15 protein-coding genes, 2 tRNA genes, 3 rRNA genes and 1 pseudogene are annotated in these 24,394 nt (G+C 43.9%); 10 read left to right on the top strand and 11 right to left on the bottom strand.

The features are described 5' to 3' along the window. Window positions 1-58 precede the first annotated feature (58 nt). Window positions 59-1,186, bottom strand: a complete 1,128-nt coding sequence (locus AC4CUZ_RS03575) for an anhydro-N-acetylmuramic acid kinase (protein ID WP_224467897.1) — start codon at window positions 1,184-1,186, stop codon at window positions 59-61. 63 nt (window positions 1,187-1,249) lie between these two features. Between AC4CUZ_RS03575 and tyrS the strand changes: the two genes are divergently transcribed. From tyrS to AC4CUZ_RS03540, 7 genes are all read left to right on the top strand, one after another. Then, the gene (tyrS, locus tag AC4CUZ_RS03570) at window positions 1,250-2,482 is read left to right on the top strand and encodes a tyrosine--tRNA ligase (RefSeq protein WP_101495492.1); all 1,233 of its coding nucleotides are present in this window, start codon (window positions 1,250-1,252) and stop codon (window positions 2,480-2,482) included. 1,285 nt (window positions 2,483-3,767) lie between these two features. Then, window positions 3,768-5,305, top strand: a 16S ribosomal RNA gene (locus AC4CUZ_RS03565). A 61-nt stretch (window positions 5,306-5,366) separates the two neighbouring features. Next, window positions 5,367-5,443, top strand: a tRNA-Ile gene (locus tag AC4CUZ_RS03560). A gap of 68 nt (window positions 5,444-5,511) precedes the next feature. Then, window positions 5,512-5,587, top strand: a tRNA-Ala gene (locus AC4CUZ_RS03555). Window positions 5,588-6,007: 420 nt separating this feature from the next. After that, window positions 6,008-8,901: ribosomal RNA gene (locus tag AC4CUZ_RS03550) — 23S ribosomal RNA — on the top strand. Between the two features lie 170 nt (window positions 8,902-9,071). Next, a 5S ribosomal RNA gene (rrf, locus tag AC4CUZ_RS03545) occupies window positions 9,072-9,186 on the top strand. The 16S, 23S and 5S rRNA genes sit together here with 2 tRNA genes alongside, the layout of an rRNA operon. A 608-nt stretch (window positions 9,187-9,794) precedes the next feature. Further along, on the top strand, window positions 9,795-10,952 hold the full coding sequence (locus AC4CUZ_RS03540) for a PQQ-dependent sugar dehydrogenase (protein ID WP_490747252.1): 1,158 nt from the start codon (window positions 9,795-9,797) through the stop codon (window positions 10,950-10,952). A gap of 34 nt (window positions 10,953-10,986) precedes the next feature. Here AC4CUZ_RS03540 and AC4CUZ_RS03535 read toward each other — a convergent pair whose 3' ends face one another. Further along, window positions 10,987-11,982, bottom strand: coding sequence for a TauD/TfdA family dioxygenase (locus tag AC4CUZ_RS03535; RefSeq protein WP_490748045.1), 996 nt, complete (start codon window positions 11,980-11,982; stop codon window positions 10,987-10,989). Window positions 11,983-12,254: 272 nt separating this feature from the next. Here AC4CUZ_RS03535 and AC4CUZ_RS03530 point away from each other — a divergent pair. Then, window positions 12,255-12,630, top strand: a pseudogene (locus tag AC4CUZ_RS03530) (tautomerase family protein). A 231-nt stretch (window positions 12,631-12,861) separates the two neighbouring features. On the opposite strand, the gene AC4CUZ_RS03525 reads toward AC4CUZ_RS03530, so the two are convergent. The 5 genes from AC4CUZ_RS03525 to ribF form a co-directional block, all read right to left on the bottom strand. Further along, entirely contained in the window at window positions 12,862-13,404 is a 543-nt protein-coding gene (locus AC4CUZ_RS03525) for an NADPH-dependent FMN reductase (protein ID WP_490747251.1), read from the bottom strand. Between the two features lie 154 nt (window positions 13,405-13,558). Then, complete coding sequence (locus tag AC4CUZ_RS03520) at window positions 13,559-14,041, bottom strand: FKBP-type peptidyl-prolyl cis-trans isomerase (protein ID WP_004684162.1); 483 nt, start codon at window positions 14,039-14,041, stop codon at window positions 13,559-13,561. Then, window positions 14,034-14,573, bottom strand: coding sequence for a signal peptidase II (gene lspA, locus AC4CUZ_RS03515; protein WP_490747250.1), 540 nt, complete (start codon window positions 14,571-14,573; stop codon window positions 14,034-14,036). The genes AC4CUZ_RS03520 and lspA overlap by 8 nt, the downstream gene beginning before the upstream one ends. After that, the gene (gene ileS, locus AC4CUZ_RS03510; protein ID WP_490747248.1) at window positions 14,566-17,409 is read right to left on the bottom strand and encodes an isoleucine--tRNA ligase; all 2,844 of its coding nucleotides are present in this window, start codon (window positions 17,407-17,409) and stop codon (window positions 14,566-14,568) included. Before ileS ends, lspA begins: the two co-directional genes overlap by 8 nt. Window positions 17,410-17,473: 64 nt before the next feature. Next, complete coding sequence (gene ribF, locus AC4CUZ_RS03505) at window positions 17,474-18,475, bottom strand: bifunctional riboflavin kinase/FAD synthetase (RefSeq protein ID WP_104221859.1); 1,002 nt, start codon at window positions 18,473-18,475, stop codon at window positions 17,474-17,476. 206 nt (window positions 18,476-18,681) lie between these two features. On the opposite strand from ribF, the gene AC4CUZ_RS03500 reads away from it, so the two are divergent. Together AC4CUZ_RS03500 and AC4CUZ_RS03495 are read left to right on the top strand one after the other, a co-directional pair. After that, window positions 18,682-19,818 (top strand): TDT family transporter, encoded by a 1,137-nt coding sequence (locus AC4CUZ_RS03500; protein WP_178928698.1) that lies wholly within the window; start codon window positions 18,682-18,684, stop codon window positions 19,816-19,818. Between the two features lie 132 nt (window positions 19,819-19,950). Next, window positions 19,951-20,511 carry a phosphorylase family protein gene (locus AC4CUZ_RS03495; RefSeq protein ID WP_004684171.1) on the top strand — a complete coding sequence of 187 codons (561 nt, stop codon included), beginning with the start codon at window positions 19,951-19,953 and terminating at the stop codon, window positions 20,509-20,511. A 60-nt stretch (window positions 20,512-20,571) separates the two neighbouring features. On the opposite strand, the gene AC4CUZ_RS03490 is transcribed toward AC4CUZ_RS03495, so the two are convergent. The 4 genes from AC4CUZ_RS03490 to ssuD all read right to left on the bottom strand — a co-directional run bounded on the left by AC4CUZ_RS03490 (window position 20,572) and on the right by ssuD (window position 24,371). Continuing rightward, on the bottom strand, window positions 20,572-21,210 hold the full coding sequence (locus AC4CUZ_RS03490) for a TetR/AcrR family transcriptional regulator (RefSeq protein WP_058868590.1): 639 nt from the start codon (window positions 21,208-21,210) through the stop codon (window positions 20,572-20,574). Between the two features lie 359 nt (window positions 21,211-21,569). Continuing rightward, window positions 21,570-22,370: an ABC transporter ATP-binding protein gene (locus AC4CUZ_RS03485; RefSeq protein WP_004684173.1), complete on the bottom strand. Its 801-nt coding sequence runs from the start codon at window positions 22,368-22,370 to the stop codon at window positions 21,570-21,572. Between the two features lie 10 nt (window positions 22,371-22,380). Continuing rightward, a complete protein-coding gene (gene ssuC / locus AC4CUZ_RS03480) occupies window positions 22,381-23,196 on the bottom strand; it encodes an aliphatic sulfonate ABC transporter permease SsuC (RefSeq protein ID WP_490747247.1) in 816 nt (271 codons plus the stop codon). After that, entirely contained in the window at window positions 23,196-24,371 is a 1,176-nt protein-coding gene (ssuD, locus tag AC4CUZ_RS03475) for an FMNH2-dependent alkanesulfonate monooxygenase (protein WP_490747246.1), read from the bottom strand. Before ssuD ends, ssuC begins: the two co-directional genes overlap by 1 nt. Window positions 24,372-24,394: the final 23 nt, after the last annotated feature.

Genomic DNA, 24,394 nt, shown 5'->3' with positions numbered 1-24,394 from the left:
AGACTGGCTTTTTTGATTTGCTCGGCTTGCGACTAAAAGGTCAGAAGCACTGTGATGTTTAAACTGCGGTAATTGTCCCGAGAATACGATCACCCTGTGCACCTGTCACTGTCGGTAAGTTGCCACTGAGTTGCTGGATAAAGCGCATGGCCAACCAAGCAAAGGCGGTTGCTTCCACCCACGTTGGGGCTAAGCCAATCGCGGAGGTGGTTTGTACAGACCAATTGTGCTTACGTAAGCGCCAACGTAATTGTTCTAAAAGGTGTGAATTATAGGCACCACCACCACAGACGTAGACTTCACCGGTATCCATGTCGGAGCGATAGATGGCTTTTTTAATGGCGCGCGTGGTGAGCTTCATTAAGGTAGCTTGAACATTTTCAGGACTGTCTTCAAGCTCGTCGTATTCAAGGTCATTGCGCCAGTCGGCAATTTGTTCATCTAACCATTCGAGGTTAAAGTCTTCACGGCCAGTGCTTTTTGGTGGTTCTTTAGAAAAATACTCATGGGATTGGAGCCGATCGAGCAGGCTGCGAATCGGATGGCCGTAAGCTGCCCAATTGCCATTTTCATCATAGGGCTGTCCAGTAAAACGTTCACACCAAGCGTCCATTAAAATGTTGGCTGGGCCTGTATCAAAACCGTAGACCTGATCAGGTTGGCCTGCGGGCAACATGCTGACATTGGCGATGCCGCCTAGGTTTAAGATGACACGATGTATGCTCTCATGTTGGAACATATCTTGGTGAAAAGCAGGAACCAGTGGGGCACCTTGTCCACCTGCGGCCATATCACGACGTCGAAAATCTGAAATCACAGGAATTTGGGTGATTTCAGTGATGATGTTTGGGTCACCAATTTGCAAGGTAAAACCGTGCTCTGGACGGTGGCGAATGGTTTGTCCATGTGAGCCAACAGCTTTGATTTGACTACGATCTAAATGACTTTGCTCAATCAGCTGATTGATGCCTTCGCCAATCATCTTTGCTAAAGCCACATCTGCCTTGCCCATACGGTCGATTTCGTTGTCACCGGGCAAAGTGAGTGCCATCAGTTCATCGCGTAAATCAGGGTCGAAAGAAAGAGTGAGGGTGGCGTGAAGCTGCAATGGATCAAAAGAAGCAGCAACAATATCAACACCATCCATGCTGGTGCCGGTCATTACCCCAATATAGATCGCTGTCATGATTATTCTAAAGCCTGCAATGTGCTGAAAAAGTGTTAGTATATCGCACAAATTGAATAACTGATGTGTTTGGGTTTTGTGATGTCAAATTTCCTGCCAGCTGAAGAACAACTTGCTCTCATTCAACGAGGCACGCATGAAATTATTTCTGAAGAAGATCTTCTGAAGAAATTAAAAGAAAATCGTCCTTTAAAAATTAAAGCGGGCTTTGACCCGACTGCGCCTGACTTGCACTTGGGGCATACGGTTTTAATTAATAAACTGAAAACTTTCCAAGACTTGGGTCATGACGTGACCTTCTTGATTGGGGACTATACTGCGATGATCGGTGACCCGACTGGAAAAAGTGCAACACGCCCACCATTGTCGCGTGAGCAAGTGCTTGAAAATGCAAAAACTTATCAAGAACAGGTGTTTAAAATTCTTGATCCAAATAAAACCAAAGTGCGTTTTAACTCAGAATGGTTTGCCGAAAAAACGGCTGCTGACCTGATTCAGTTGGCATCACAGCAAACGGTTGCACGTATGCTTGAGCGTGATGACTTCACCAAGCGTTATAACAACCATCAACCAATCGCAATTCATGAATTTTTATATCCATTGGTTCAAGGTTATGACTCGATTGCCCTTGAGGCGGATGTTGAGTTGGGTGGCACAGACCAAACCTTTAACTTATTGATGGGGCGTACACTTCAGGGTCGTTATGACCAAGAAGCGCAAGTCTGCATTACAGTGCCAATCCTTGAAGGTTTAGACGGTGTGAACAAAATGTCTAAGTCTTTGGGTAACTATATTGGGGTATTTGATGCACCAGGGGCGATGTATCAAAAAGTTCTTTCGATGCCAGATGCTTTAATTGAACGCTATTTCGATTTACTCAGCTTTAAATCCGTTGAAGACATTAAAGTCCTGCTAAACGAAATTGCTGAAGGGCGTAATCCACAAGAAGTGAAGAAAATTCTAGCCCTTGAGTTGGTAGAGCGTTTCCACGGTGCAGAAGCAGCAGAAAATGCACATAAAGGTGCAGGCAACCTGATTACTGAGGGTGAACTACCCGAAGGGACACCAGAAGTGACAATTTCACGTGCAGAATTTGGTGGCGAGTTGTTTATTGCAACGATTCTTCGCGTAGCGGGCTTAAACCCAAATGCTGCAGCAGCAAAAGATGCTGTTGGTCGTGGTGCGGTCAAAGTTGATTGGAACGTGGTCGATATGAGTTTCTCTGTTAAAGAAAATGTCACTTTAATTATCCAGTCGGGTAAAAAAGCCATTGCGAAAGTCACTTTTACAGATTAAGTCAGTGAATATATATGCTTTAAGTTATTGATATAAAAGCAGGCTTCGGCCTGCTTTTTATTTTTTAATCTTTATAAAAAAATCAAATAAGTAAATTCAAAAAAAACCTTATAAAAACAATGTTTAATTTTTTCCAAAAATATTGCAATTTAAAATGAGTGTGTATAAGATTTCAACGTCTAGTTGATGTTTTTAACATCGCTAGAAGGGTCAATAAGAATAACTCTCCACAGTTTTCAAGTCTCTTCCCCAAGGGACTTTTTTTAAGATAACTATAATAATGACATCTATGGATCAGATAACGATCTAACTCCGAGGAAGAGGTTTTGGGAGAGATCTCTTCCTTTTTTATTGGCAAAAATTTAGTTTTTAAAATCAGTTTCTCGCAGACAAATAACGAGTTGTCATAAAAGTTAGGTGCAACAGACTTTTCAATAAAGATGGTCATTACCTTACAGTATATAGCACAGCGTTTTCTACTTATATCCAGATGCTCTGTATCATTAAGCTTTATCGTGGCTGTTATTTCAGCTCTGTCTTGAATTATTTTGATTGAGATGTGCATAGAAGAGGGTTTTGCTATTTATGCGAATGAAATAAAAACAGACTAAGCACTCCATTCTTGTTAAATAATTAGGTGCCTTTGTAGCGATGTGGCAGTTTTTCAGCTTAGGCATGTATCAAATATAAAAGAACTACGTCTTTAGAAAGATGATTTATCAAAAATACAGGGATGAACGGAATACAGAGTGATTTTAAGTCTGAAAACAACGTTGCTAGAAGATTGGTAAGACTCTGCTGAAAGAAAAAATAAATGCTAAGGCTTAAATTTCAAGCTTAAAAGACTTTTAAAGATTGGAAATGAAATGCTCATGTTGAAAGAAATAAGAGAAAAAATGATAAATATGATCAAAAAATAGATGAAAAATACGATTTTTCTTAAGTTTTGTAGAAAAAACCAACGCCCGTTTCAAATAAGTGAATTTGGGGGTTGCAAAGCTTTAGAAATCCTCTAGAATGCACCCCATACCGACGAGATAGACGGAAACGAACGAAGCACGAAGTGCTGAGTTGTTAAGTATATTGAGTCCAGCTTCTAGCACTGACGAGGTGTTAGAAAGATCATTAAGAGATTATGAAGAACAACTTGTGTGGATTTTTACTGATTGATCGATCGAAAATATTTCATTGATTGAATGGTAAAAATTACTCGAAGTTTATTTGAGAAATATTTGTCAGAAAATTGATGAGCCAAGATTTGTAGCCATAAGCTACTAATGATTTTTAACTGAAGAGTTTGATCATGGCTCAGATTGAACGCTGGCGGCAGGCTTAACACATGCAAGTCGAGCGGGGAAGTATAGCTTGCTATACGACCTAGCGGCGGACGGGTGAGTAATGCTTAGGAATCTGCCTATTAGTGGGGGACAACATTCCGAAAGGAATGCTAATACCGCATACGCCCTACGGGGGAAAGCAGGGGATCTTCGGACCTTGCGCTAATAGATGAGCCTAAGTCAGATTAGCTAGTTGGTGGGGTAAAGGCCTACCAAGGCGACGATCTGTAGCGGGTCTGAGAGGATGATCCGCCACACTGGGACTGAGACACGGCCCAGACTCCTACGGGAGGCAGCAGTGGGGAATATTGGACAATGGGCGAAAGCCTGATCCAGCCATGCCGCGTGTGTGAAGAAGGCCTTTTGGTTGTAAAGCACTTTAAGCGAGGAGGAGGCTACTTAGATTAATACTCTAGGATAGTGGACGTTACTCGCAGAATAAGCACCGGCTAACTCTGTGCCAGCAGCCGCGGTAATACAGAGGGTGCGAGCGTTAATCGGATTTACTGGGCGTAAAGCGTGCGTAGGCGGCTTTTTAAGTCGGATGTGAAATCCCTGAGCTTAACTTAGGAATTGCATTCGATACTGGGAAGCTAGAGTATGGGAGAGGATGGTAGAATTCCAGGTGTAGCGGTGAAATGCGTAGAGATCTGGAGGAATACCGATGGCGAAGGCAGCCATCTGGCCTAATACTGACGCTGAGGTACGAAAGCATGGGGAGCAAACAGGATTAGATACCCTGGTAGTCCATGCCGTAAACGATGTCTACTAGCCGTTGGGGCCTTTGAGGCTTTAGTGGCGCAGCTAACGCGATAAGTAGACCGCCTGGGGAGTACGGTCGCAAGACTAAAACTCAAATGAATTGACGGGGGCCCGCACAAGCGGTGGAGCATGTGGTTTAATTCGATGCAACGCGAAGAACCTTACCTGGTCTTGACATAGTAAGAACTTTCCAGAGATGGATTGGTGCCTTCGGGAACTTACATACAGGTGCTGCATGGCTGTCGTCAGCTCGTGTCGTGAGATGTTGGGTTAAGTCCCGCAACGAGCGCAACCCTTTTCCTTATTTGCCAGCGGGTTAAGCCGGGAACTTTAAGGATACTGCCAGTGACAAACTGGAGGAAGGCGGGGACGACGTCAAGTCATCATGGCCCTTACGACCAGGGCTACACACGTGCTACAATGGTCGGTACAAAGGGTTGCTACCTAGCGATAGGATGCTAATCTCAAAAAGCCGATCGTAGTCCGGATTGGAGTCTGCAACTCGACTCCATGAAGTCGGAATCGCTAGTAATCGCGGATCAGAATGCCGCGGTGAATACGTTCCCGGGCCTTGTACACACCGCCCGTCACACCATGGGAATTTGTTGCACCAGAAGTAGGTAGTCTAACCGCAAGGAGGACGCTTACCACGGTGTGGCCGATGACTGGGGTGAAGTCGTAACAAGGTAGCCGTAGGGGAACCTGCGGCTGGATCACCTCCTTAACGAAAGATTGACGATTGGTAAGAATCCACAACAAGTTGTTCTTCATGACGATGTATCTGAGGGTCTGTAGCTCAGTTGGTTAGAGCACACGCTTGATAAGCGTGGGGTCACAAGTTCAAGTCTTGTCAGACCCACCAAATCTGACTAACAAGCATTGTTAAATGCTGAATACAGAAAAACAGAGACATTGACTTATTGATAAGCTGGGGACTTAGCTTAGTTGGTAGAGCGCCTGCTTTGCACGCAGGAGGTCAGGAGTTCGACTCTCCTAGTCTCCACCAAATTTCAAGACAAGAAAAGCATGCTTTTCCTTGAAATTTAAGCAAGAAGCTATGCTTCGCGCAGATAGGTTGGATTACAGAAATTAGTAAGTAGATAACTTATTAACTTCTGTGATTTATCACAGTTTCCTGACCTGACGAAGGCTGGAAAAATCATTAACAGAATATATTTGAGTTGAAATAATTTGTTCATACTCGTTTTTAAGATCGACATTAACAGTGATTTATTACTGATTGATGAAGGTTGAAGAAATGAGTTACTAGCGAAATTAACTGAATCAAGCGTTTTGGTATGTGAATTGAATTGAAGCTGTACAGTGTTTAAGTACACAGAGCAACAAACTGTAAGGAAGTGATGAGAAATCATCATAGACTGTCTTAATCCTACTTGTAGGGATTAACGACTGTTTGGGGTTGTATAGTCAAGTAATTAAGTGCATGTGGTGGATGCCTTGGCAGTCAGAGGCGATGAAAGACGTAATAGCCTGCGATAAGCTCCGGGGAGGCGGCAAATATCCTGTGATCCGGAGATTTCTGAATGGGGAAACCCACCTGTCATAAGGCAGGTATCGTATGATGAATACATAGTCATACGAGGCGAACGAGGGGAAGTGAAACATCTCAGTACCCTTAGGAAAAGAAATCAATTGAGATTCCCTCAGTAGCGGCGAGCGAACGGGGAAAAGCCCATTAAGTCATATCAGTTTTAGTGGAATGCTCTGGGAAGTGCAACCATAGTGGGTGATAGTCCTGTACACGAAAGGGCTGATATGATGATGTCGAGTAGGGCGGGGCACGTGAAACCTTGTCTGAATATGGGGGGACCATCCTCCAAGGCTAAATACTCCTGACTGACCGATAGTGAACCAGTACCGTGAGGGAAAGGCGAAAAGAACCCCTGTGAGGGGAGTGAAATAGATCCTGAAACCGCATGCATACAAGCAGTGGGAGCCGACATGTTCGGTGACTGCGTACCTTTTGTATAATGGGTCAGCGACTTACATTCAGTAGCAAGGTTAACCGCATAGGGGAGCCGTAGAGAAATCGAGTCTTAATAGGGCGTTTAGTTGCTGGGTGTAGACCCGAAACCGGGTGATCTATCCATGAGCAGGTTGAAGGTTGGGTAACACTAACTGGAGGACCGAACCCACTGTCGTTGAAAAGCCAGGGGATGACTTGTGGATAGGGGTGAAAGGCTAATCAAACTCGGTGATAGCTGGTTCTCCCCGAAAGCTATTTAGGTAGCGCCTCGGACGAATACCATTGGGGGTAGAGCACTGTTTCGGCTAGGGGGTCATCCCGACTTACCAAACCGATGCAAACTCCGAATACCAATGAGTACTATCCGGGAGACAGACTGCGGGTGCTAACGTCCGTAGTCAAGAGGAAAACAATCCAGACCGCCAGCTAAGGCCCCAAAATTATAGTTAAGTGGGAAACGATGTGGGAAGGCATAGACAGCTAGGAGGTTGGCTTAGAAGCAGCCACCCTTTAAAGAAAGCGTAATAGCTCACTAGTCGAGTCGGCCTGCGCGGAAGATGTAACGGGGCTAAAACTATATGCCGAAGCTGCGGATTTGCAATTTATTGCAAGTGGTAGGGGAGCGTTCTGTAAGCCGATGAAGGTGTATTGAGAAGTATGCTGGAGGTATCAGAAGTGCGAATGCTGACGTGAGTAACGACAATGCGAGTGAAAAACTCGCACGCTGAAAGACCAAGGGTTCCAGTCCAACGTTAATCGGGGCTGGGTGAGTCGACCCCTAAGGCGAGGCCGAGAGGCGTAGTCGATGGGAAATTGGTTAATATTCCAATACTTCTATGTAATGCGATGAGAGGACGGAGAAGGTTAAGTCAGCCTGGCGTTGGTTGTCCAGGTGGAAGGTTGTAGGCATGTATCTTAGGCAAATCCGGGGTACTGTATGCTGAGAACTGATAGCAAGCTGTACTTGTACAGTGAAGTGGCTGATACCATGCTTCCAGGAAAAGTCTCTAAGCTTCAGTTACATAGGAATCGTACCCGAAACCGACACAGGTGGTCAGGTCGAGTAGACCAAAGCGCTTGAGAGAACTCTGCTGAAGGAACTAGGCAAAATGGTACCGTAACTTCGGGAGAAGGTACGCTGCCGACGGTGATAGGATTTACTCCTTGAGCTATTGGCAGCCACAGAAACCAGGCCCCTGCAACTGTTTATTAAAAACATAGCACTCTGCAAACACGAAAGTGGACGTATAGGGTGTGATGCCTGCCCGGTGCTGGAAGGTTAATTGATGGGGTTAGCGTAAGCGAAGCTCTTGATCGAAGCCCCAGTAAACGGCGGCCGTAACTATAACGGTCCTAAGGTAGCGAAATTCCTTGTCGGGTAAGTTCCGACCTGCACGAATGGCATAATGATGGGGGCGCTGTCTCCAGCAGAGACTCAGTGAAATCGAATTCGCCGTGAAGATGCGGTGTACCCGCGGCTAGACGGAAAGACCCCGTGAACCTTTACTGCAGCTTGACATTGAACTTTGATCTTACTTGTGTAGGATAGGTGGGAGGCTTTGAAACCGAGACGCTAGTTTCGGTGGAGCCAATCTTGAAATACCACCCTGGTAATATTGAGGTTCTAACTCTGTCCCGTTATCCGGGACGAGGACCATGTCTGGTGGGTAGTTTGACTGGGGCGGTCTCCTCCTAAAGAGTAACGGAGGAGTACGAAGGTGCGCTCAGCGTGGTCGGAAATCACGCGTAGAGTATAAAGGCAAAAGCGCGCTTAACTGCGAGACCCACAAGTCGAGCAGGTACGAAAGTAGGTCTTAGTGATCCGGTGGTTCTGTATGGAAGGGCCATCGCTCAACGGATAAAAGGTACTCTGGGGATAACAGGCTGATACCGCCCAAGAGTTCATATCGACGGCGGTGTTTGGCACCTCGATGTCGGCTCATCTCATCCTGGGGCTGAAGCAGGTCCCAAGGGTATGGCTGTTCGCCATTTAAAGAGGTACGCGAGCTGGGTTTAGAACGTCGTGAGACAGTTCGGTCCCTATCTACCGTGGGCGTTGGAAATTTGAGAGGATCTGCTCCTAGTACGAGAGGACCAGAGTGGACGAACCTCTGGTGTACCGGTTGTGACGCCAGTCGCATCGCCGGGTAGCTATGTTCGGAAGGGATAACCGCTGAAAGCATCTAAGCGGGAAGCCTACCTCAAGATAAGATTTCCCTAGGACTTTATGTCCTCTAAAGAGCCGTTGAAGACTACGACGTTGATAGGTTGGATGTGGAAGCATAGTGATATGTGAAGCTGACCAATACTAATTGCTCGTGAGGCTTGACTATACAACACCCAAACAGTTGGTGTTGTGGTTCAAATCACTGCAAACAACTTGATTTAGTTATAAAGCTAGATAAAATATCCAACTCAAATATACCTGTTAATAACTCATTTGATGAAAGTTAGGCATACACAATGTGTAAATAAGACCCAACGAATAGTCATAAACAGTTGTGCTGGCGACAATAGCAAGAGTGAACCACCTGATCCCTTCCCGAACTCAGAAGTGAAACCTCTTAGCGCTGATGGTAGTGTGGAGTTATCCATGTGAGAGTAAGTCATCGCCAGCTCATTAATTCTAAATCCCCCTCCGCTTAAAGCAGAGGGGGATTTTTTTATGCTGAATATATTAAATAATAAATGAGAGACAAGAAAAATATTAGCTAAAAATAGCCGTTAATATTTAATAGGTTTAGTTTTTATCACTTGAATTTGATGGTTTCTTCTTCACTAAAAGAAATTTTAACTAAGTATTTGTGTATATTTTGAGCATTTAAACAGCTATTTCATCTATATCCGTTGGAAAAGAATGGCTATAGTTAACTCGTGATCATGCAAAATATGCCAAAACAGGTTTTGATTTAGATTTTAATGTGCTCAATAAAAAAGAAACCCCGACATCCTGTCGAGGTTTCTTTGTATTTCAGTGCTTAGATACAACTCCTGTCATATCTCACATCCTGATGCTCAAACTGATTATTATTGTTTTAAGTTTGGGAAACTTCCTATCTCCTGATGTATTTAATATATGCTGTAAGCTGTTTTAAGGCTAGTGGTCACTTTCCTCAGTTTTTGTAAGCTTTGGCTTACACAGATTCATCTTGTTACCAAAGCGGATAACCTTGTACTTATGATTTCTCTACAATGAATGGTGATCGTGCATTTAATGGGGAAGGCAATGCTGAGAAAAAAAGCTTTTTGTTTGTTGATGGCAGTGAGTGCATTTTTTGGATTAATGGCATGTCATGCACAAAGACCAGCGGAGTCAGCAGCACATGAACAACAGGACAGTTCTGCTTCTTTAGGCAAATCTATGCAGTTAAAGCATATTGCTGAATTTAATGAGCCATGGGCATTAGCGGTATTGCCTGATGGGCGATTATTAATTACTGAAAGATCAGGACAGTTGATTTTATTTAATCCTATAGATCAGACAAAGACTCTCATTAGGAATATACCTAAAGTGGCTTATGGTGCCCAAGGCGGATTAGGTGATATTGTTTTACATCCTGAGTTTGCACAAAACCATCAAATTTATCTTAGCTATGCAGAAGCAGGGCAAGGTAGTTATGGTGCGGTCGTGATTCGTGCTGATTTGAATTTAGATCAGGCGCAACCACAATTAGACAACCTTAAAACGATATGGAAACAAGTACCCAAGGTGCGCGGGCAGGGACATTATGCACATCGGATATTATTGGATGGTGCAGGGAAATTATGGATTAGTTCGGGAGAACGGCAAAAGTTTGAGCCTGCACAAGATTTAACATCGAACCTTGGAAAAATGATTCGCTTGAATGATGATGGTTCGGTTGCTTCAGATAATCCATTTCAGATGCAGGGTGATGCCGCAAAACAAATATGGAGTTTGGGGCATCGTAATCCTTTAGGAATGGCTTTGGATGCAAAAAAACAACTTTGGGTGGTTGAAATGGGCCCGAAAGGTGGGGATGAGCTTAATTTAATTCAAAGGGCTAAAAACTATGGTTATCCAATCGTTTCGAATGGTGATCATTATAGTGGTTTGAATATCCCTGACCACGCCACACGACCTGAGTTTGAAGCGCCGAAATTAGATTGGACCCCTGTGATTTCTCCATCGAGTTTGATTTTTTATACGGGACAGATGTTTCCAAAGTGGCAGGATAAAGCCATCATTGGTGGGCTTTCATCTGAAGCATTAATTATTGTAGACACCACAGCACAGCCAGTAAAAGAAATTCAACGGATAGATATGAAAGAACGTATCCGTGGTTTACAACAAGCGAAAGATGGCAGTATTTGGGTGATTGAGGATGGAAAACATGCAGATTTAATTCAGCTGCTTTCACATTAATCACCCAAACAGAGTGTTGCTAAGAAAGGCGGTCTTAAAGCGCAGCATGTCGATCGGCATTTAAGACATTGGCTTGGATCTGCATCAGTTTTCGTTGTCCTTGTTTGCCATTCATCCGCCAATGGGCAATTTTAATATTATCGACCAAGGCGACATCCCCTTTTTGCCACTGGAGCAAGAGTGCATCGTGATATAAGGCTTCAAAGAAGTGTTGTTTTTCCTGATCCGTCCATTCAATTTTTTCACCTTCATGGGTAAAAAGTTCCCATGACAGTTGCATGCAATGAGCCGTAGTGTCTGGTAGAAGCTTTCCTCGATGCTTAAAGCTTTTTTGTGCAGCTTGATGGGCAAAAGAATTGGTATTGTTTGCAAAAGCCCACGGCTGGATCATCAACTTTTGCGTGTTCGGGTGTATGACAACGAAAGGTGAGCGTTTTAAGGTAAGTTTGCTTTCTTTATTTGATTTTTTCTGGAAACCAAATGAGCTTTTATTGAAGGTCAAGCGATCAAATAGATTAAGCTTACGTGTTGAAATATAAGAAAAATGGTTCCATGCGCCTAAGTATTTTTGTTGTACGCTGACTGGAAAATGAGCCCAAATTTTTTCGAGGTTATTAAACCCTGTTTCGAGCACATGGTTCGCAGGTTCTTGGCAAAACAAGGCAATATAACGTGAGCGGGTCGAATGTAGGCCACCTTCGACATGTGGACCTTGAATTGAGTTTTCAACAGAGCCTAATTGTACCGTATTGCAGTTGAGGTAAGGTCTATCATCACCTGTACGATTCTCGCTATATTTACGAATGAAAGAGGCAAACCAACCTGATTTTTTAGGCGTAAATGTATGCCAAGGTTCAAGCTGAAAATGATGTTCGATCAACTCATGAAATTCATAGTGACGTTGTAATTTAAAGCCACGAAATAATAAGATGCCGTACTGATGCAACGCTTGCATAAGTTCTGTGCGATGGACTCTAACATAGGCGGCTAGAGCATCTAAATCTGTATATTCGGGGTCAGCGACATAAATTTTGCAATAATCATTTAAAAGTATGGTGTTTAGTTACATGTGAATGGTCTCTATTGTTGTTTTTTTAATTTATTGTATGGACTGAAGCATTTTGGTTGAAGCAGCAGATGTTCAGTCGGCGAGAGTATAAAGTGTAGTTCGAACAGCAGATGTAATATTTGGTTGTGCAGAAGAACATGCCGACAAACGGTGAAGAGGATGATGGTTTATGCATCATAAAAGTATGATTATATGAACCGTTCAAAGCATTGAAAATAATAATGGAGTGGGGAATGCCTAGTACACAAATTCATGTTCGAAAAAAATATAGTGTCGATGAAGAGCAAGCCATAATGGAGGCGGTTCATAGTACTTCCTCAATATGATCGTAATATTCGTTTAGTCGTACATGAACCAGACCACTTTGCTTGTCCTCTTCATTTAACACAACCAGCTTCTTTTACTTGGATTGAAATTGATTGCTTCGTAGGAAGGTCGATAGAAACCAAGCGAAAACTTTATCAGCAATTGATACATCATTTAGCACAGTTAGGTATCCCAAAAGACGATGTCTCTATCTTAATTCGAGAGTTTCAGCTAGAAAATTGGGGAATACGTGGTGGTAAGGCAGCCTCTGATGTTGACTTGGGGTTTGATGTTAAAATTTGAAGATAATTAAAAAGCCCTCGACATCCTGTCGAGGGCTTTTTAAATTCTTTCAAGCGGTATAACTCCTTCCTGTCCTACCGATCAGCATCCTACTGTGTATGTTGTTATTTTTGTTTTTCATCTGAGACATCCTGTCTCTGTATGATTTAACTATAGCGTCGATGCTGTTTATTGAAAAGCCGACAAATATTTAAGTTACTGTAAGCAATAGCGTACAGAAGAATCTCATGCTTATGCACTGACATATTTAATGAGTTTATCAATTGCTGCTTTTAGATTCTTCTCATCAAAAGGATTTGGTTCAAAATCTTCGGTTTTATTGCGTGAAAAAATATCTCGAATTTCAATCACCGCATTGGTATCGACCAGACCGAGCTGAGTACCGACTTGGCGAATTTGGTCGATGGAGCGTGAGCCATTGGTACCACCATAACTGATATAGGCCGCAGGTTTACCTTGCCATTCTTTGCCTAAGTAATCTAGGGCATTTTTAAGCGCAGGGCTATAACCATGATTGTATTCGGGGCTAATGAAAATAAAGGCATCACCTTGGGCAATGTGGTCGGCCCATGCTTGTTGTTTGGGTTGATCATAAATCCCTGTCATTGGGGGATTTTCACCTGAAAAAATTGGCAAATCCCACTCTTTTAAGTCGACCAACTCGAGTTGGTCCGTATTGAGTCCAAGTTGTTCAAAGCCTTTTTGTACCCATCGCGCAACTTTAATGGCAGTCCGACCTTCGCGAACACTGCCTATAATGACCTGAATTTTCATGAAAAATCCTTGGGAAATAAATGTGATTACGCTACGGTAGTATGAAAATTAGGCTTTGCATAGATTGAATATGTATCTGATTGACCAATGTTTGAGGCATTAAAAAAGCCCCCGAAGGGGCTTTGGCTGACACACAGATAATCGATCTGTGGCTTTACATAATTTTGATGCCTTGTTGGCCAGCAGGCGTCACTTTGAAGATTTCAACTTCAAAGGTAATATCTTTACCTGCCAATGGATGGTTAAAGTCGACTTCGGTGATGTCATCACCTACAGTTTTAACCACACCATAAAGACTCTGTTTAGCTTTGTCCTCAAATTCAATCATGTGCCCTTCAATAGGACGCTGTTCAAATTTGACCGTATCAAACTGTTGTACGTTTTCAGGATTCCACGGGCCAAAAGCATCTTCTGGTGGTAGGCTCACCGTACGACGGTCGCCAGCACGTAAACCGAACAGGGCTTTTTCAAAACCAGGAAGTAAGCTGCCATCACCCATCACTAGGCTTACAGGCTCTTCACGGCTACGTGTGTTATCAATTTCTACGCCATTTTCAATACAAACAGAAAAATGTAACTCTACTTTTGAACCTTCGCTCACGCGAGTTTCTTCATTGGGATTAATAAAATCAGTCATGGTTTACTTCGGCACGTTGGATACGGTTTTTTTCGAGAAAAAAGGTATCGATCAACAAAAGGATCGTTCCTAGCGTAATCGCACTATCTGCAATATTAAACGCAGGGAAGTGGCTGTTTTGATAGTACACATGAATAAAATCAACCACATAGCCTAAGCTTACACGGTCAATTAAATTCCCTATAGCACCACCTAAAATTAGGGCAATCGCGATGGGCAGCACTTTCACGGTTTTAGGCATACGCATTAGCCAAAACAGAAAAATGACAGACACAATACCTGCAAGAGAGGTAAAGAAATAACGTTGCCAGCCGCCCGCATCGGACAAGAAACTAAAGGCTGCGCCATAGTTATGCAATAAAGTCCAATTTAAAAAGGGCAGGACTGGTACTGGATCTGCATAATTCAGATGGGAACTTGCAATCCATTTGGTCCATTGATCTAAGACAATCGCTAGAATAGCCAAACCTACCCACACCAAATTGTGCGGATAGAATTGGAATAAGCCCTTTTTTTGTTGAGGGTTAGGCATACTTTCTCTCTTCGCCTTGGCCTGTAGGAAGGTTGATAATACAACGACCACATAGACCTGGATGTGTAACATGTGTATTTACATCTGGCAGAACATGCCAGCAGCGTACACATTTTTCACCATCAGCCGCCGAGACTTGCACATTCAGACCCGCCAGATCAGAGGCTTCACCTTGAGTTGCATCGAATGCATTGACCAAGACTTGTGAAGTGATCATAACAAAACGAAGTTCATCATCTAAACGATCCAGTACGTCCTTGAGTTCTGCATCTGCCCACAGTTCAACTTTGGCAGAGAGATTTGAACCCACAATTTTCGCGGTACGCGCAGTTTCGATGAACTTGTTCACAGCAGACTTCACTGCAATCAGGGTTTGCCAATCGGCTTCAGACAATAAGTTTGCTTTTGAAGCCATAGGAATGTCATACCATTCCGCAGTGAACACATATTTCTCAGTTTGTTCTGGAATGAGTGGCCATGCTTCTTGAGCGGTAAAGCTTAAGATTGGTGACATCCAACGTACAAAGGCTTGGACCAAATGATACAGCGCAGTTTGAGCTGAATGGCGCGCTTGTGAATCGGCTTTGGTGGTGTACTGACGGTCTTTGATGATGTCGAGGTAGAAACCACCCAAGTCATTGATACAGAAGTTGGTCAGCGCATTTGCCACGATATGGAAGTTCATATCTTCATAGGCTTGCTGAATGGTTTTCTGTACGTCCGCTGCACGTTGCAAGATGTATTGATCAAGTGCGATCAATTGATCTACAGGCAGTGCATCCGTCGATGGTTTGAAACCATTGAGGTTCGCTAACAAGAAGCGCAAAGTATTACGAATACGGCGGTAGCCATCTGATGCACGGTTAAAGATTTCTTTACCTGCAGTCATTTCATAACGGTAATCGGCCGATGCAATCCAGAAACGTAAGCCGTCTGCACCCATATCTTTAATGATGTCTTGTGGGGTGATGATGTTGCCCAAAGATTTTGACATCTTACGGCCTTTTTCATCCACCACGAAGCCATGGGTCAGTAAACCTTTGTACGGCGCACGTTCATTGATCGCAATCGAGGTGAGCAATGAAGACTGGAACCAACCACGGTGTTGGTCTGAACCTTCAAGGTATAAATCGGCTGGATCGGTGAGTTCTTCGCGTTCACGCAACACGGCATAGTGCGTTGTGCCTGAGTCGAACCACACGTCTAAAGTGTCACGCACACAGTTGTACTGTTCCGCTTCATCCCCGATAAAGTCTTTCGCTTCACGGTTATACCAAGCGTCAATCCCTTCTTGTTCGATCAATTTCGCGACTTCTTCGATCAACTCGGCTGTGCGCGGATGGAGCTCGTTGGTGTCTTTATGCACGAAGAATGGGATTGGCACACCCCACGTACGTTGACGTGAGATACACCAGTCTGGACGACCTTCGATCATGGCTTGAATACGATTTTTACCCCAATCAGGCACAAAGCTGATCTCGTTTTCGATCGCATTTAAAGCGTTTTGACGCAGACCTTGTGCATCCATGCTGATAAACCACTGTGGGGTCGCACGGAAGATAATCGGTGTTTTATGGCGCCAGCAGTGTGGGTAGCTATGTTTGATCGGTTGATGTGCCCATAAGCGACCAACTGCATCCAAAGCTTCAATAATCTTTGGATTGGCTTTGTAGATGTGCTCGCCTGCAAAAATCGGTGAAGTTGGTAAATACACACCATTACCACCCACTGGGTTTTCAACTTTTAAGTTGTACTGTAAGCCAACTTTATAGTCATCTACACCATGGCCAGGTGCAGTATGTACCGCCCCTGTACCGCTGGTTGCAATGACATGTTCACCCAAAATCACAGGCACTTGACGATCGGTCAGTAACGGGTGTTGTAATAATAGGTTTTCGATTGCTGAGCCGTTAAAATCAGCGAGAACCACAGGGTTTTCAAGCTTATAACGCTCAACTGCCGACTCAACCAAGTCTTTAGCTAAAATAAAGTTTTGCACGCCACGGTCGGTGCTAACTTGAACAAGTTGATAGTCAATTTCAGCATGGACGGCAACCGCTTGGTTTGCAGGCAAAGTCCAAGGCGTGGTGGTCCAAATTACGATATCTGTTGCAGCGTCTACGTTGATATTTAAACGTGCGCTTAAGTCTTTTAAGTCGACAACCGTAAAGCCAACGTCAATCGCGTCAGATTTTTTATCTTCATATTCCACTTCGGCTTCAGCCAAAGCTGAACCACAGTCTAAACACCAATTCACAGGTTTAAGACCTGGTTCGATATGGCCTGCTTTTGCAATCGCGCCAACAGAGCGCACAATGTCCGCTTCCTGCTTGAAGTTCATGGTCAGGTAAGGATTGTCCCAGTCACCAAACACGCCCATACGTACAAAGTCTTTCTTTTGCAGTTCAACTTGGGTGTAAGCATATTCACGGCAGGCTTTACGGAAAGTAGAAGCATCCACCTTCACGCCCACTTTACCGACTTTCTCTTCTACTTTCAGTTCAATTGGAAGGCCGTGACAGTCCCAACCCGGTACATAAGGGGCATCGAAGCCGTCGAGAATACGACTTTTAATAATGATATCTTTTAAAACTTTATTGACCGCATGACCCAAGTGAATTTGGCCATTTGCATAAGGAGGGCCATCATGCAGAACATATTTTTTTTTACCAATACGCGACGCACGAATCTGCTGATAAATGTTGTCGGCATACCACTCTTCTAACCATTTTGCTTCACGCACCGCAAGGTTTGCTTTCATAGCAAATTCGGTACCTGGGAGGTTGAGTGTGGCTTTATAATCCACTGCATTTTCAGTAGTTTGCTTATCGCTCATGCAAGATGTCTTCCAATTTAATCAGCGGCTCGGCTGACGCGTTTTACATAAAATTGATTGGTATTTAAAAGGGAAATGTGGGGGTGTTTTGGCGGAACTCAAGCAGTTTCACCACATCATCATCAATTCCCGCTTTTAGTGCTTCCAGCGAAGGGTAGTTCTTTTCACCATGTAAGTAGTTCAAGAAAGTGACCCGCATTAACAAGCCATACAGATTAGCAGAAACATCAGGGAAATGTACTTCTAATCGCCATTCTGGCTGTGCTTGTTGAATGGCTGGACGTGTTCCGACATGACCCGCACCAAAAAGCGCTGAATGGTCATATCCTGCAACCCCTAATCGATCAGGGTGGTCTGCTTTCACTTTGTCGCGTAAAGACGTGGTTTCACACATCACATCTACACCATAAATGCCGTTTAAACAGGGTTTATGTCGGTTTAAACGTACATTAATGGTTGGAAAATCAAGGGTTCGGCCAATTTGGTCGCCATATTGTACGCGACCCGTAATACTATAAGGGCGCCCCAATAACTGAGCAGCCAGCGCCAAGTCCCCTGCGGCTAGTGTTTGGCGAATCCGAGTTGAACTGACGCGTTCACCTTCTGAGAGGATGGTTTCTAGATTGTGGACTTGAAAACCATAGTTTTCGAGAAACTCACTGTTGCCTTGGCGGTTTTTACCAAAGTGAAAGTCATCACCTAAAACCAAACTTTGGGCATGGAGTTTTTCTTTTAAAATATCGGCAAATTGTTCTGCACTTAAACTTCGGAAGCTGTTGTCAAATTTTGCGACCGCAATATAGTCCACACCTAGCTCAGTTAAATATTCGACTTTCTCACGCAATGATGAAATACGCGGTGGAGCATCATAACCTTTAAAGAATTCAAGTGGTTGAGGCTCAAAAATCATCACCACTGTTTTTAGATTTTGTTGTTTTGCAACGGCTTTGAGCTGATGAATCATGGCTTGATGACCCAAATGCACCCCGTCAAAATTACCGATGGTGACAGCGGTTTTTTCTAATTGGGTATTTGAGGGCAAAGCATTTAGACGGAGCAGCTTCATGGGCAAATCAAGTGCTTGGAATTAAGAACGGCTTATATATTGCCATATTCTTGGGCATTCGTCTTGTGGTTGTTTTTTGACAACGCAAAATTTAGTGCAAAGTATATTTATATCAATTTTATTGATTTATTTAATATAAATTAATCAATTTTCCTTATTTGTTGATTTGATTAGTATAAATGTAGATTTTAAATGAGGCCGAACTCATGCAAAAACCATTTACACAACTTGGACAGCGCCACAATATCATTCGTCAGTTCACTCCCAACTGGTTCACTGTCAGTATGGGAACAGGTGTTGTGGCGTTAATTGTATCAGAGTTTCCGATGTTAAAGGCACTCACATGGCAACTTGGCACAGGGCTGTGGTATTTCAATATTTTATTGTTCGTACTTTTTAGTGTGCTATATGGCTTACGTTGGGCATTTTATCCGCACGAAGCCAAACAGATTTTTCAACATCCAAGCATGAGCCTATTTTTAGGTACGATTCCGATGGCGCTGGCCACCATCCTCAATGGCTTTTTAAAGTATGGTCAGCCTATTTATGGCGACACAGCTGTACAGATTGCGCAAACGCTCTGGTATGCCGATGTGGTCTTGGCGCTCTTGGTGGCGTGGGCAGTTCCTTTTGCCATGTATCGACATCAGGAGCATGCTTTACAGCAGATGACCGCGGTGTGGTTATTGCCAATCGTGGCCTGTGAAGTTGCAGCCAGCAGTGGTGGTTTATTACTGGGGCATTTGGCAGCTGATACTCATGCCGTTGCGATTTTATTGGGTAGTTATGTGTTGTGGGGTGTTTCAGTATTACCCGCCTTTGCAATTTTAACGATTTTAATGTTGCGATTGGTCTTACATAAACTGCCTGAAAAAGAGTTGGCGGTCAGCAGTTGGTTGGCTTTGGGACCGATAGGCACTGCTGCTTTGGCATTATTGGTTTTGGGGCATCAGGCACCGACGCTGATGGCAAGTTTGGGCTTAGCACAACTGGGTCAGTTATTTCATCAGGCAGGGATTTTGGCCAGTTTAATCCTGTTGGGCTTTGGACTGTGGTGGTTGGGGATTGCGGTACTGACGACTTTGCACCATGCCAAACAAGACTTGCCGTTTAATTTGGGCTGGTGGGGACTGACCTTCCCATTGGGCGTATATACGCTCGCAATCTTAACCTTAGCCCAACAACTCAATTTGGCCTTCTTGTATGCTGTTGGCTATGCTTTTGCAACCATACTGATGTTGTTATGGAGTTTGGTCGCAACCAAAACGGCACAGGGTTTTTATCAAGGTCATTTGTTCTTTTCGCCGTGCTTAAAAACCTATTTAGAACAGCAGTATAAATGAGGTCTACAATCCTTTCAGTTTAAAGTGCCATCTGATCTTATGTCGGTTGTTTGAGTAGAGATCAGAGGCGCTTTTCTTTCGGATCGATTTGTTTTCTAATGGCACGCATGAAGTCTGTTATTTGGGTATTTTATGTCGGATGTTGCACTAATCATGGCTTTGCCGAATGAGTCTAAAGGATTGTTTGAGCAAGCAGGGATTGAAGTTCATTACAGTGGTATTGGTAAAGTCAACGCGGCCTATAAAGCATTTGAAGTGATTCAAAAAACAGGCTGTAAAACCCTGATTAATTTAGGTACAGCAGGCAGTACTTATTTTGATAAGCATGAATTGGTTGAAGTTTCTCAATTTGTACAACGCGACATGGATGTCTCTCCACTGGGTTTCGCTGTCGGCTTTACCCCATTTGACACCATGCATCCTGCGGAAATTCATTTAGAACCGTTTTTCCAACAACTCCGCACTGGTATCTGTGGAACAGGGGATAGCTTTGAAACGGGTGAACCCAAAGTACCGTGTCATTTGGTTGATATGGAAGGATATGCGCTGGCAAAGGTCTGTAAAAAACAGGGTGTCCGTCTGATTTCGGTCAAATATATTTCAGATGGTGCCAACGACACCGCGCATTTGGACTGGGAAGACAATTTGTTATTGGGAGCTCAGAAATTATTAGCATTATTTGAAAGTATCTGAGGCTTTGATTCTGTCTTTTTCAATTCGGCGACCATAGAGTGCTATGGTCGTATGCCAAAATTACTCAGCTTTGAATAATGCAGACGGTGTTCGCGGGATCACGCCATACAGCATCATATGCACGGTATGTTGAATGACTCGTTGTTGCATGCTGCGGTTACGTAGGGTTTTACCTGTCACCATTTCCATTTGCGTGGCAAAGTCAGCATAGTTTTGTGTTAAGGCCCAAATGTTGAGGATTAACAGCTCAGGGTCAATTTCAGTTGAAATTTTACCTTGCTCTTGCCAATTGCTAATGACTTTGGCTTTACGTTTGACCAACTTCTTTAAAGGCCCTTTAAGGATTTCCAAAATATGCGGAGCTCCTTGGATCACTTCTAACGCAAACAAGCGAGACGCTTTCGGTTGAGTCCGAGAAACCTCAATCTTTTGCAATAAGTAGTTGGTGATCGCTTCTTCCGGCTCTAAGTCAGCTTCTAACATTTGTAGTGGGGCTAACCATTTTTGTAAAACCGTCGTTAAAACTTCAACGTACAAAGCTTCTTTATTTTCATAGTAATAGAAAATATTCGATTTGTGCATTTCAGCAATCTGTGCGATTTCATCTAAGCTTGCTCCATTAAATCCATAGAGCGAGAAGACATCTAGTGCAGCATTCAGCAGCTGGTGGCGTTTTTGAGTACTCTTTTTCTGTTCCATTCTCTAATTTAAAAAACAATAAAAAGGGGGAAGGACAAATTGTACGGCAAATCATCAGATTTGTGCACAAAGTGGAAATTTAATTTTTTGAATAATGATCATTTATTCTGTAGATTGGCTCTTAAATTGCGATAAATTCTAAAAGTTGTCCAATAAAATATAATTATATAAAAACTATTTTGTCTAAACTATATGAAATGATTCAATGTGAAGTGGCATGTTTTGATAAAAATAACGTGAAATTTATTACATTATTTAAACTAAAGTATGCTTAAGTCATATGACAGTCTTCTGCTTTTTTTACTGAAATTCAGCCTAAAAAATCCTTAGCCCCCCAAGCTAAGGATTTTTTAGTCTACTTATGTGGCTAAAACCGCATTTAACACCTGCTGTTCAAGGGTATTGAACTGCATATCTTTGACACGAGGGCGGGGCAGGTCGACTTGAAACTCTTTGGCAATATGGCCACGGTCTAGCAAAATAATCCGATCGGCCAGTTGAACAGCCTCACTAACATCATGGGTGACTAAAATGGCGGTAAAGCCCTGTTCCGTCCATAATTTTTCAATCAAATTCTGCATGTCTAAGCGGGTTAAGGCATCGAGTGCTCCCAAAGGTTCATCGAGCAATAAAATCCGTGGTTTATGCGATAAAGCGCGTGCCAAAGCGGTCCGTTGACGCTGTCCCCCAGAGAGCTGCGAAGGCCAAAGTCCCGCTTTTTCTTTGAGTCCGACTTTTTCGAGCAAACCCGAGGCAGTGGCATGTTGTTGTTTAGGCAACCCCAGTTGTACGTTTTGTTCAATTGAACGCCATGGTAACAGTCGTGGATCTTGGAACATGACCCGTATATCGTCTGCGGTAATCCCTTCGCGGAGGTGTCGTGCGGACTTAAACTTAATTTCGCCGTAGCTTTGTTGTTCTAAGTTGGCAATCAGGCGCAGCAGGGTACTTTTACCACAACCACTGCGTCCGACAATGGCTAAAAACTCACCCGGCTGAATATGCAGATCTAAGTCTTCAAGGACTTTAACTGAACCATAAAACTTATGCAGTTGTTCGATAATAATTTCGGCCCCAAGCACCGCTTGAGGATTGATGTCTTGATTATGATTTGGCGGCGACGGAATATTGGCATGGCGACCAAGGCTTAAATCAGTCATCTCAAACTCCTTATTCTTGGTATCCTGCATGCCAGCGCAGCAGGTATTTTTCTAATGTGACGGCCAGTACATCAGCCAATTTTCCAAGTAGGGCATACAGTAAAATCCCCACCAAAACGATGTCAGTCTGTAAAAATTCACGTGCATTCATGGTCATATAACCGATGCCGGCTTGGGCTGAAATGGTTTCGGCAACGATCAGCAGGACCCATACCAAACCCAGTGAGAAGCGTAGACCGACTAAAATAGAAGGCATCGCACCCGGTAAAATAATTTCTTTATACAGTTGCCAACGGGTCAAACCATAGCTTTTCCCCATTTCAATCAGTTGTGGATCTACCGAACGTATGCCGTGATAGGTGTTGATGTAAATGGGAAAAAACACCCCGACCGCGACCAAAAACAGCTTAGCGGTTTCATCAATCCCGAACCATAAGATCACCAACGGAATAAGTGCCAGTGCAGGAATATTTCGGATCATCTGTAGAGTGGTGTCGAGCAGAGTTGACGCCGTTTTCGATGAACCATTTAACAAACCCAGAAATAGACCTAGACCCCCACCCACCAATAGGCCGAGTAAGGCACGGCCTGCACTGACTTGCACATGCTTCCAAAGCTCTCCACTCAGCAGCAAGTTCCAGAAAGCGCTAACCACCGCCGTTGGTGCAGGTAAAATCCAACTTTCTAAAAGTCCCGTGCTGGAGGCAATTTGCCAAAGCACAATCAAGCCGATAGGAAAGAGCCAAGGCAGCAATAGCTGCCCTAACTGAGTTCCACGTGAAACCTTTTCTTGCTGGAGGGTTTGCACTGAACCGATTTTGGACATTAGGCAGGCTCCTGAATCACTTTTGTTTTTTTGTTTTCATCGGGTGTGTAGTTGTTTGCCACAATCTCACCAAAGGGGCCTGTTAAATTTGGTTGTGCTAACTTTGCTTGAGTTTCGAGCGGCAGGAGTGGAAACACCAACTCGGCAAAACGAATCGACTCTTCAAGATGTGGATAGCCTGAGAAAATAAAGGTGCTGATGCCCAAGTCGGCATATTCTTGAATACGGGCTACAACCGTTTCAGGATCGCCGACCAATGCCGTACCTGCACCCCCACGAACCAGACCTACGCCAGCCCAAAGGTTTGGGGACACTTCAAGTTTGCTGCGGTCACCATTGTGTAGTTCAGCCATGCGACGTTGACCGACCGAGTCCATGCTCTTAAATTTAGCCTGTGCCGCAGCAATGGTGGCATCATCGACATATTGGATGAGTTCTTCCGCCGCTTGCCATGCTTGTTCATTGGTTTCACGCACAATCACATGCAGACGGATGCCATAGTTGAGCGTACGGCCTTTGGCTTCGGTTTTGGCACGGACAGCGTCAATTTTGTCTTTAACAGCAGCAGGAGGTTCACCCCATGTCAGATAAGTGTCGACCTGATCAGTGGCTAACTCGATAGCATCATCCGATGAGCCGCCAAACCAAAGTGGAGGGTAGGGGTGTTGCACAGGTGGATATAGCAGTTTGGCATCATCTACGTTTAGACGTTCGCCGTGAAAGGTAAAGCTTTCACCTGTATGGGAGCGGGTTAAAATCTCACGCCAAATTTTGACGTATTCATTGGCAGTTTTATAGCGAGTGGAGTGGTCTTCATAAACACCATCGCCTTGCAGTTCTTTTTCATCGCCACCTGTCACCAAGTTCAATAAAACCCGACCATTGGAGAGACGGTCAAAGGTGGCTGCCATCCGTGCAGCCAGTGCCGGAGTGGTCACGCCTGGACGCAGTGCAACTAGGAATTTTAATTTTTTTGTGGCATCAATCAGGCTGGCTGCGGTCAACCATGGATCTTCACATGAACGACCTGTTGGAATCAACACACCTTCATAACCCAAATTATCCACGGCAACAGCAATCTGTTTCATATAGGCATGGTCCACTTGACGCGCACCTTTGCTGGTACCTAAGTAGCGACTGTCACCGTGAGTTGGGATAAACCAGAAAATTTTCATTTTAAAAATCCTTAGATAGAGTC

Source organism: Acinetobacter sp. 789_lipA, from assembly GCF_058242845.1.
This window is presented reverse-complemented; position numbering and strand designations above follow the sequence as displayed.

Excerpts from the sequence above, each read along its gene's own strand:
- AC4CUZ_RS03575 (WP_224467897.1), bottom strand. The coding sequence starts at position 1,186 with ATGACAGCGATCTATATTGGGGTAATGACCGGCACCAGCATGGATGGT.
- tyrS (WP_101495492.1), top strand. The coding sequence starts at position 1,250 with ATGTGTTTGGGTTTTGTGATGTCAAATTTCCTGCCAGCTGAAGAACAA.
- AC4CUZ_RS03540 (WP_490747252.1), top strand. The coding sequence starts at position 9,795 with ATGCTGAGAAAAAAAGCTTTTTGTTTGTTGATGGCAGTGAGTGCATTT.
- AC4CUZ_RS03525 (WP_490747251.1), bottom strand. The coding sequence starts at position 13,404 with ATGAAAATTCAGGTCATTATAGGCAGTGTTCGCGAAGGTCGGACTGCC.
- AC4CUZ_RS03520 (WP_004684162.1), bottom strand. The coding sequence starts at position 14,041 with ATGACTGATTTTATTAATCCCAATGAAGAAACTCGCGTGAGCGAAGGT.
- lspA (WP_490747250.1), bottom strand. The coding sequence starts at position 14,573 with ATGCCTAACCCTCAACAAAAAAAGGGCTTATTCCAATTCTATCCGCAC.
- ileS (WP_490747248.1), bottom strand. The coding sequence starts at position 17,409 with ATGAGCGATAAGCAAACTACTGAAAATGCAGTGGATTATAAAGCCACA.
- ribF (WP_104221859.1), bottom strand. The coding sequence starts at position 18,475 with ATGAAGCTGCTCCGTCTAAATGCTTTGCCCTCAAATACCCAATTAGAA.
- AC4CUZ_RS03500 (WP_178928698.1), top strand. The coding sequence starts at position 18,682 with ATGCAAAAACCATTTACACAACTTGGACAGCGCCACAATATCATTCGT.
- AC4CUZ_RS03495 (WP_004684171.1), top strand. The coding sequence starts at position 19,951 with ATGTCGGATGTTGCACTAATCATGGCTTTGCCGAATGAGTCTAAAGGA.
- AC4CUZ_RS03490 (WP_058868590.1), bottom strand. The coding sequence starts at position 21,210 with ATGGAACAGAAAAAGAGTACTCAAAAACGCCACCAGCTGCTGAATGCT.
- AC4CUZ_RS03485 (WP_004684173.1), bottom strand. The coding sequence starts at position 22,370 with ATGACTGATTTAAGCCTTGGTCGCCATGCCAATATTCCGTCGCCGCCA.
- ssuC (WP_490747247.1), bottom strand. The coding sequence starts at position 23,196 with ATGTCCAAAATCGGTTCAGTGCAAACCCTCCAGCAAGAAAAGGTTTCA.
- ssuD (WP_490747246.1), bottom strand. The coding sequence starts at position 24,371 with ATGAAAATTTTCTGGTTTATCCCAACTCACGGTGACAGTCGCTACTTA.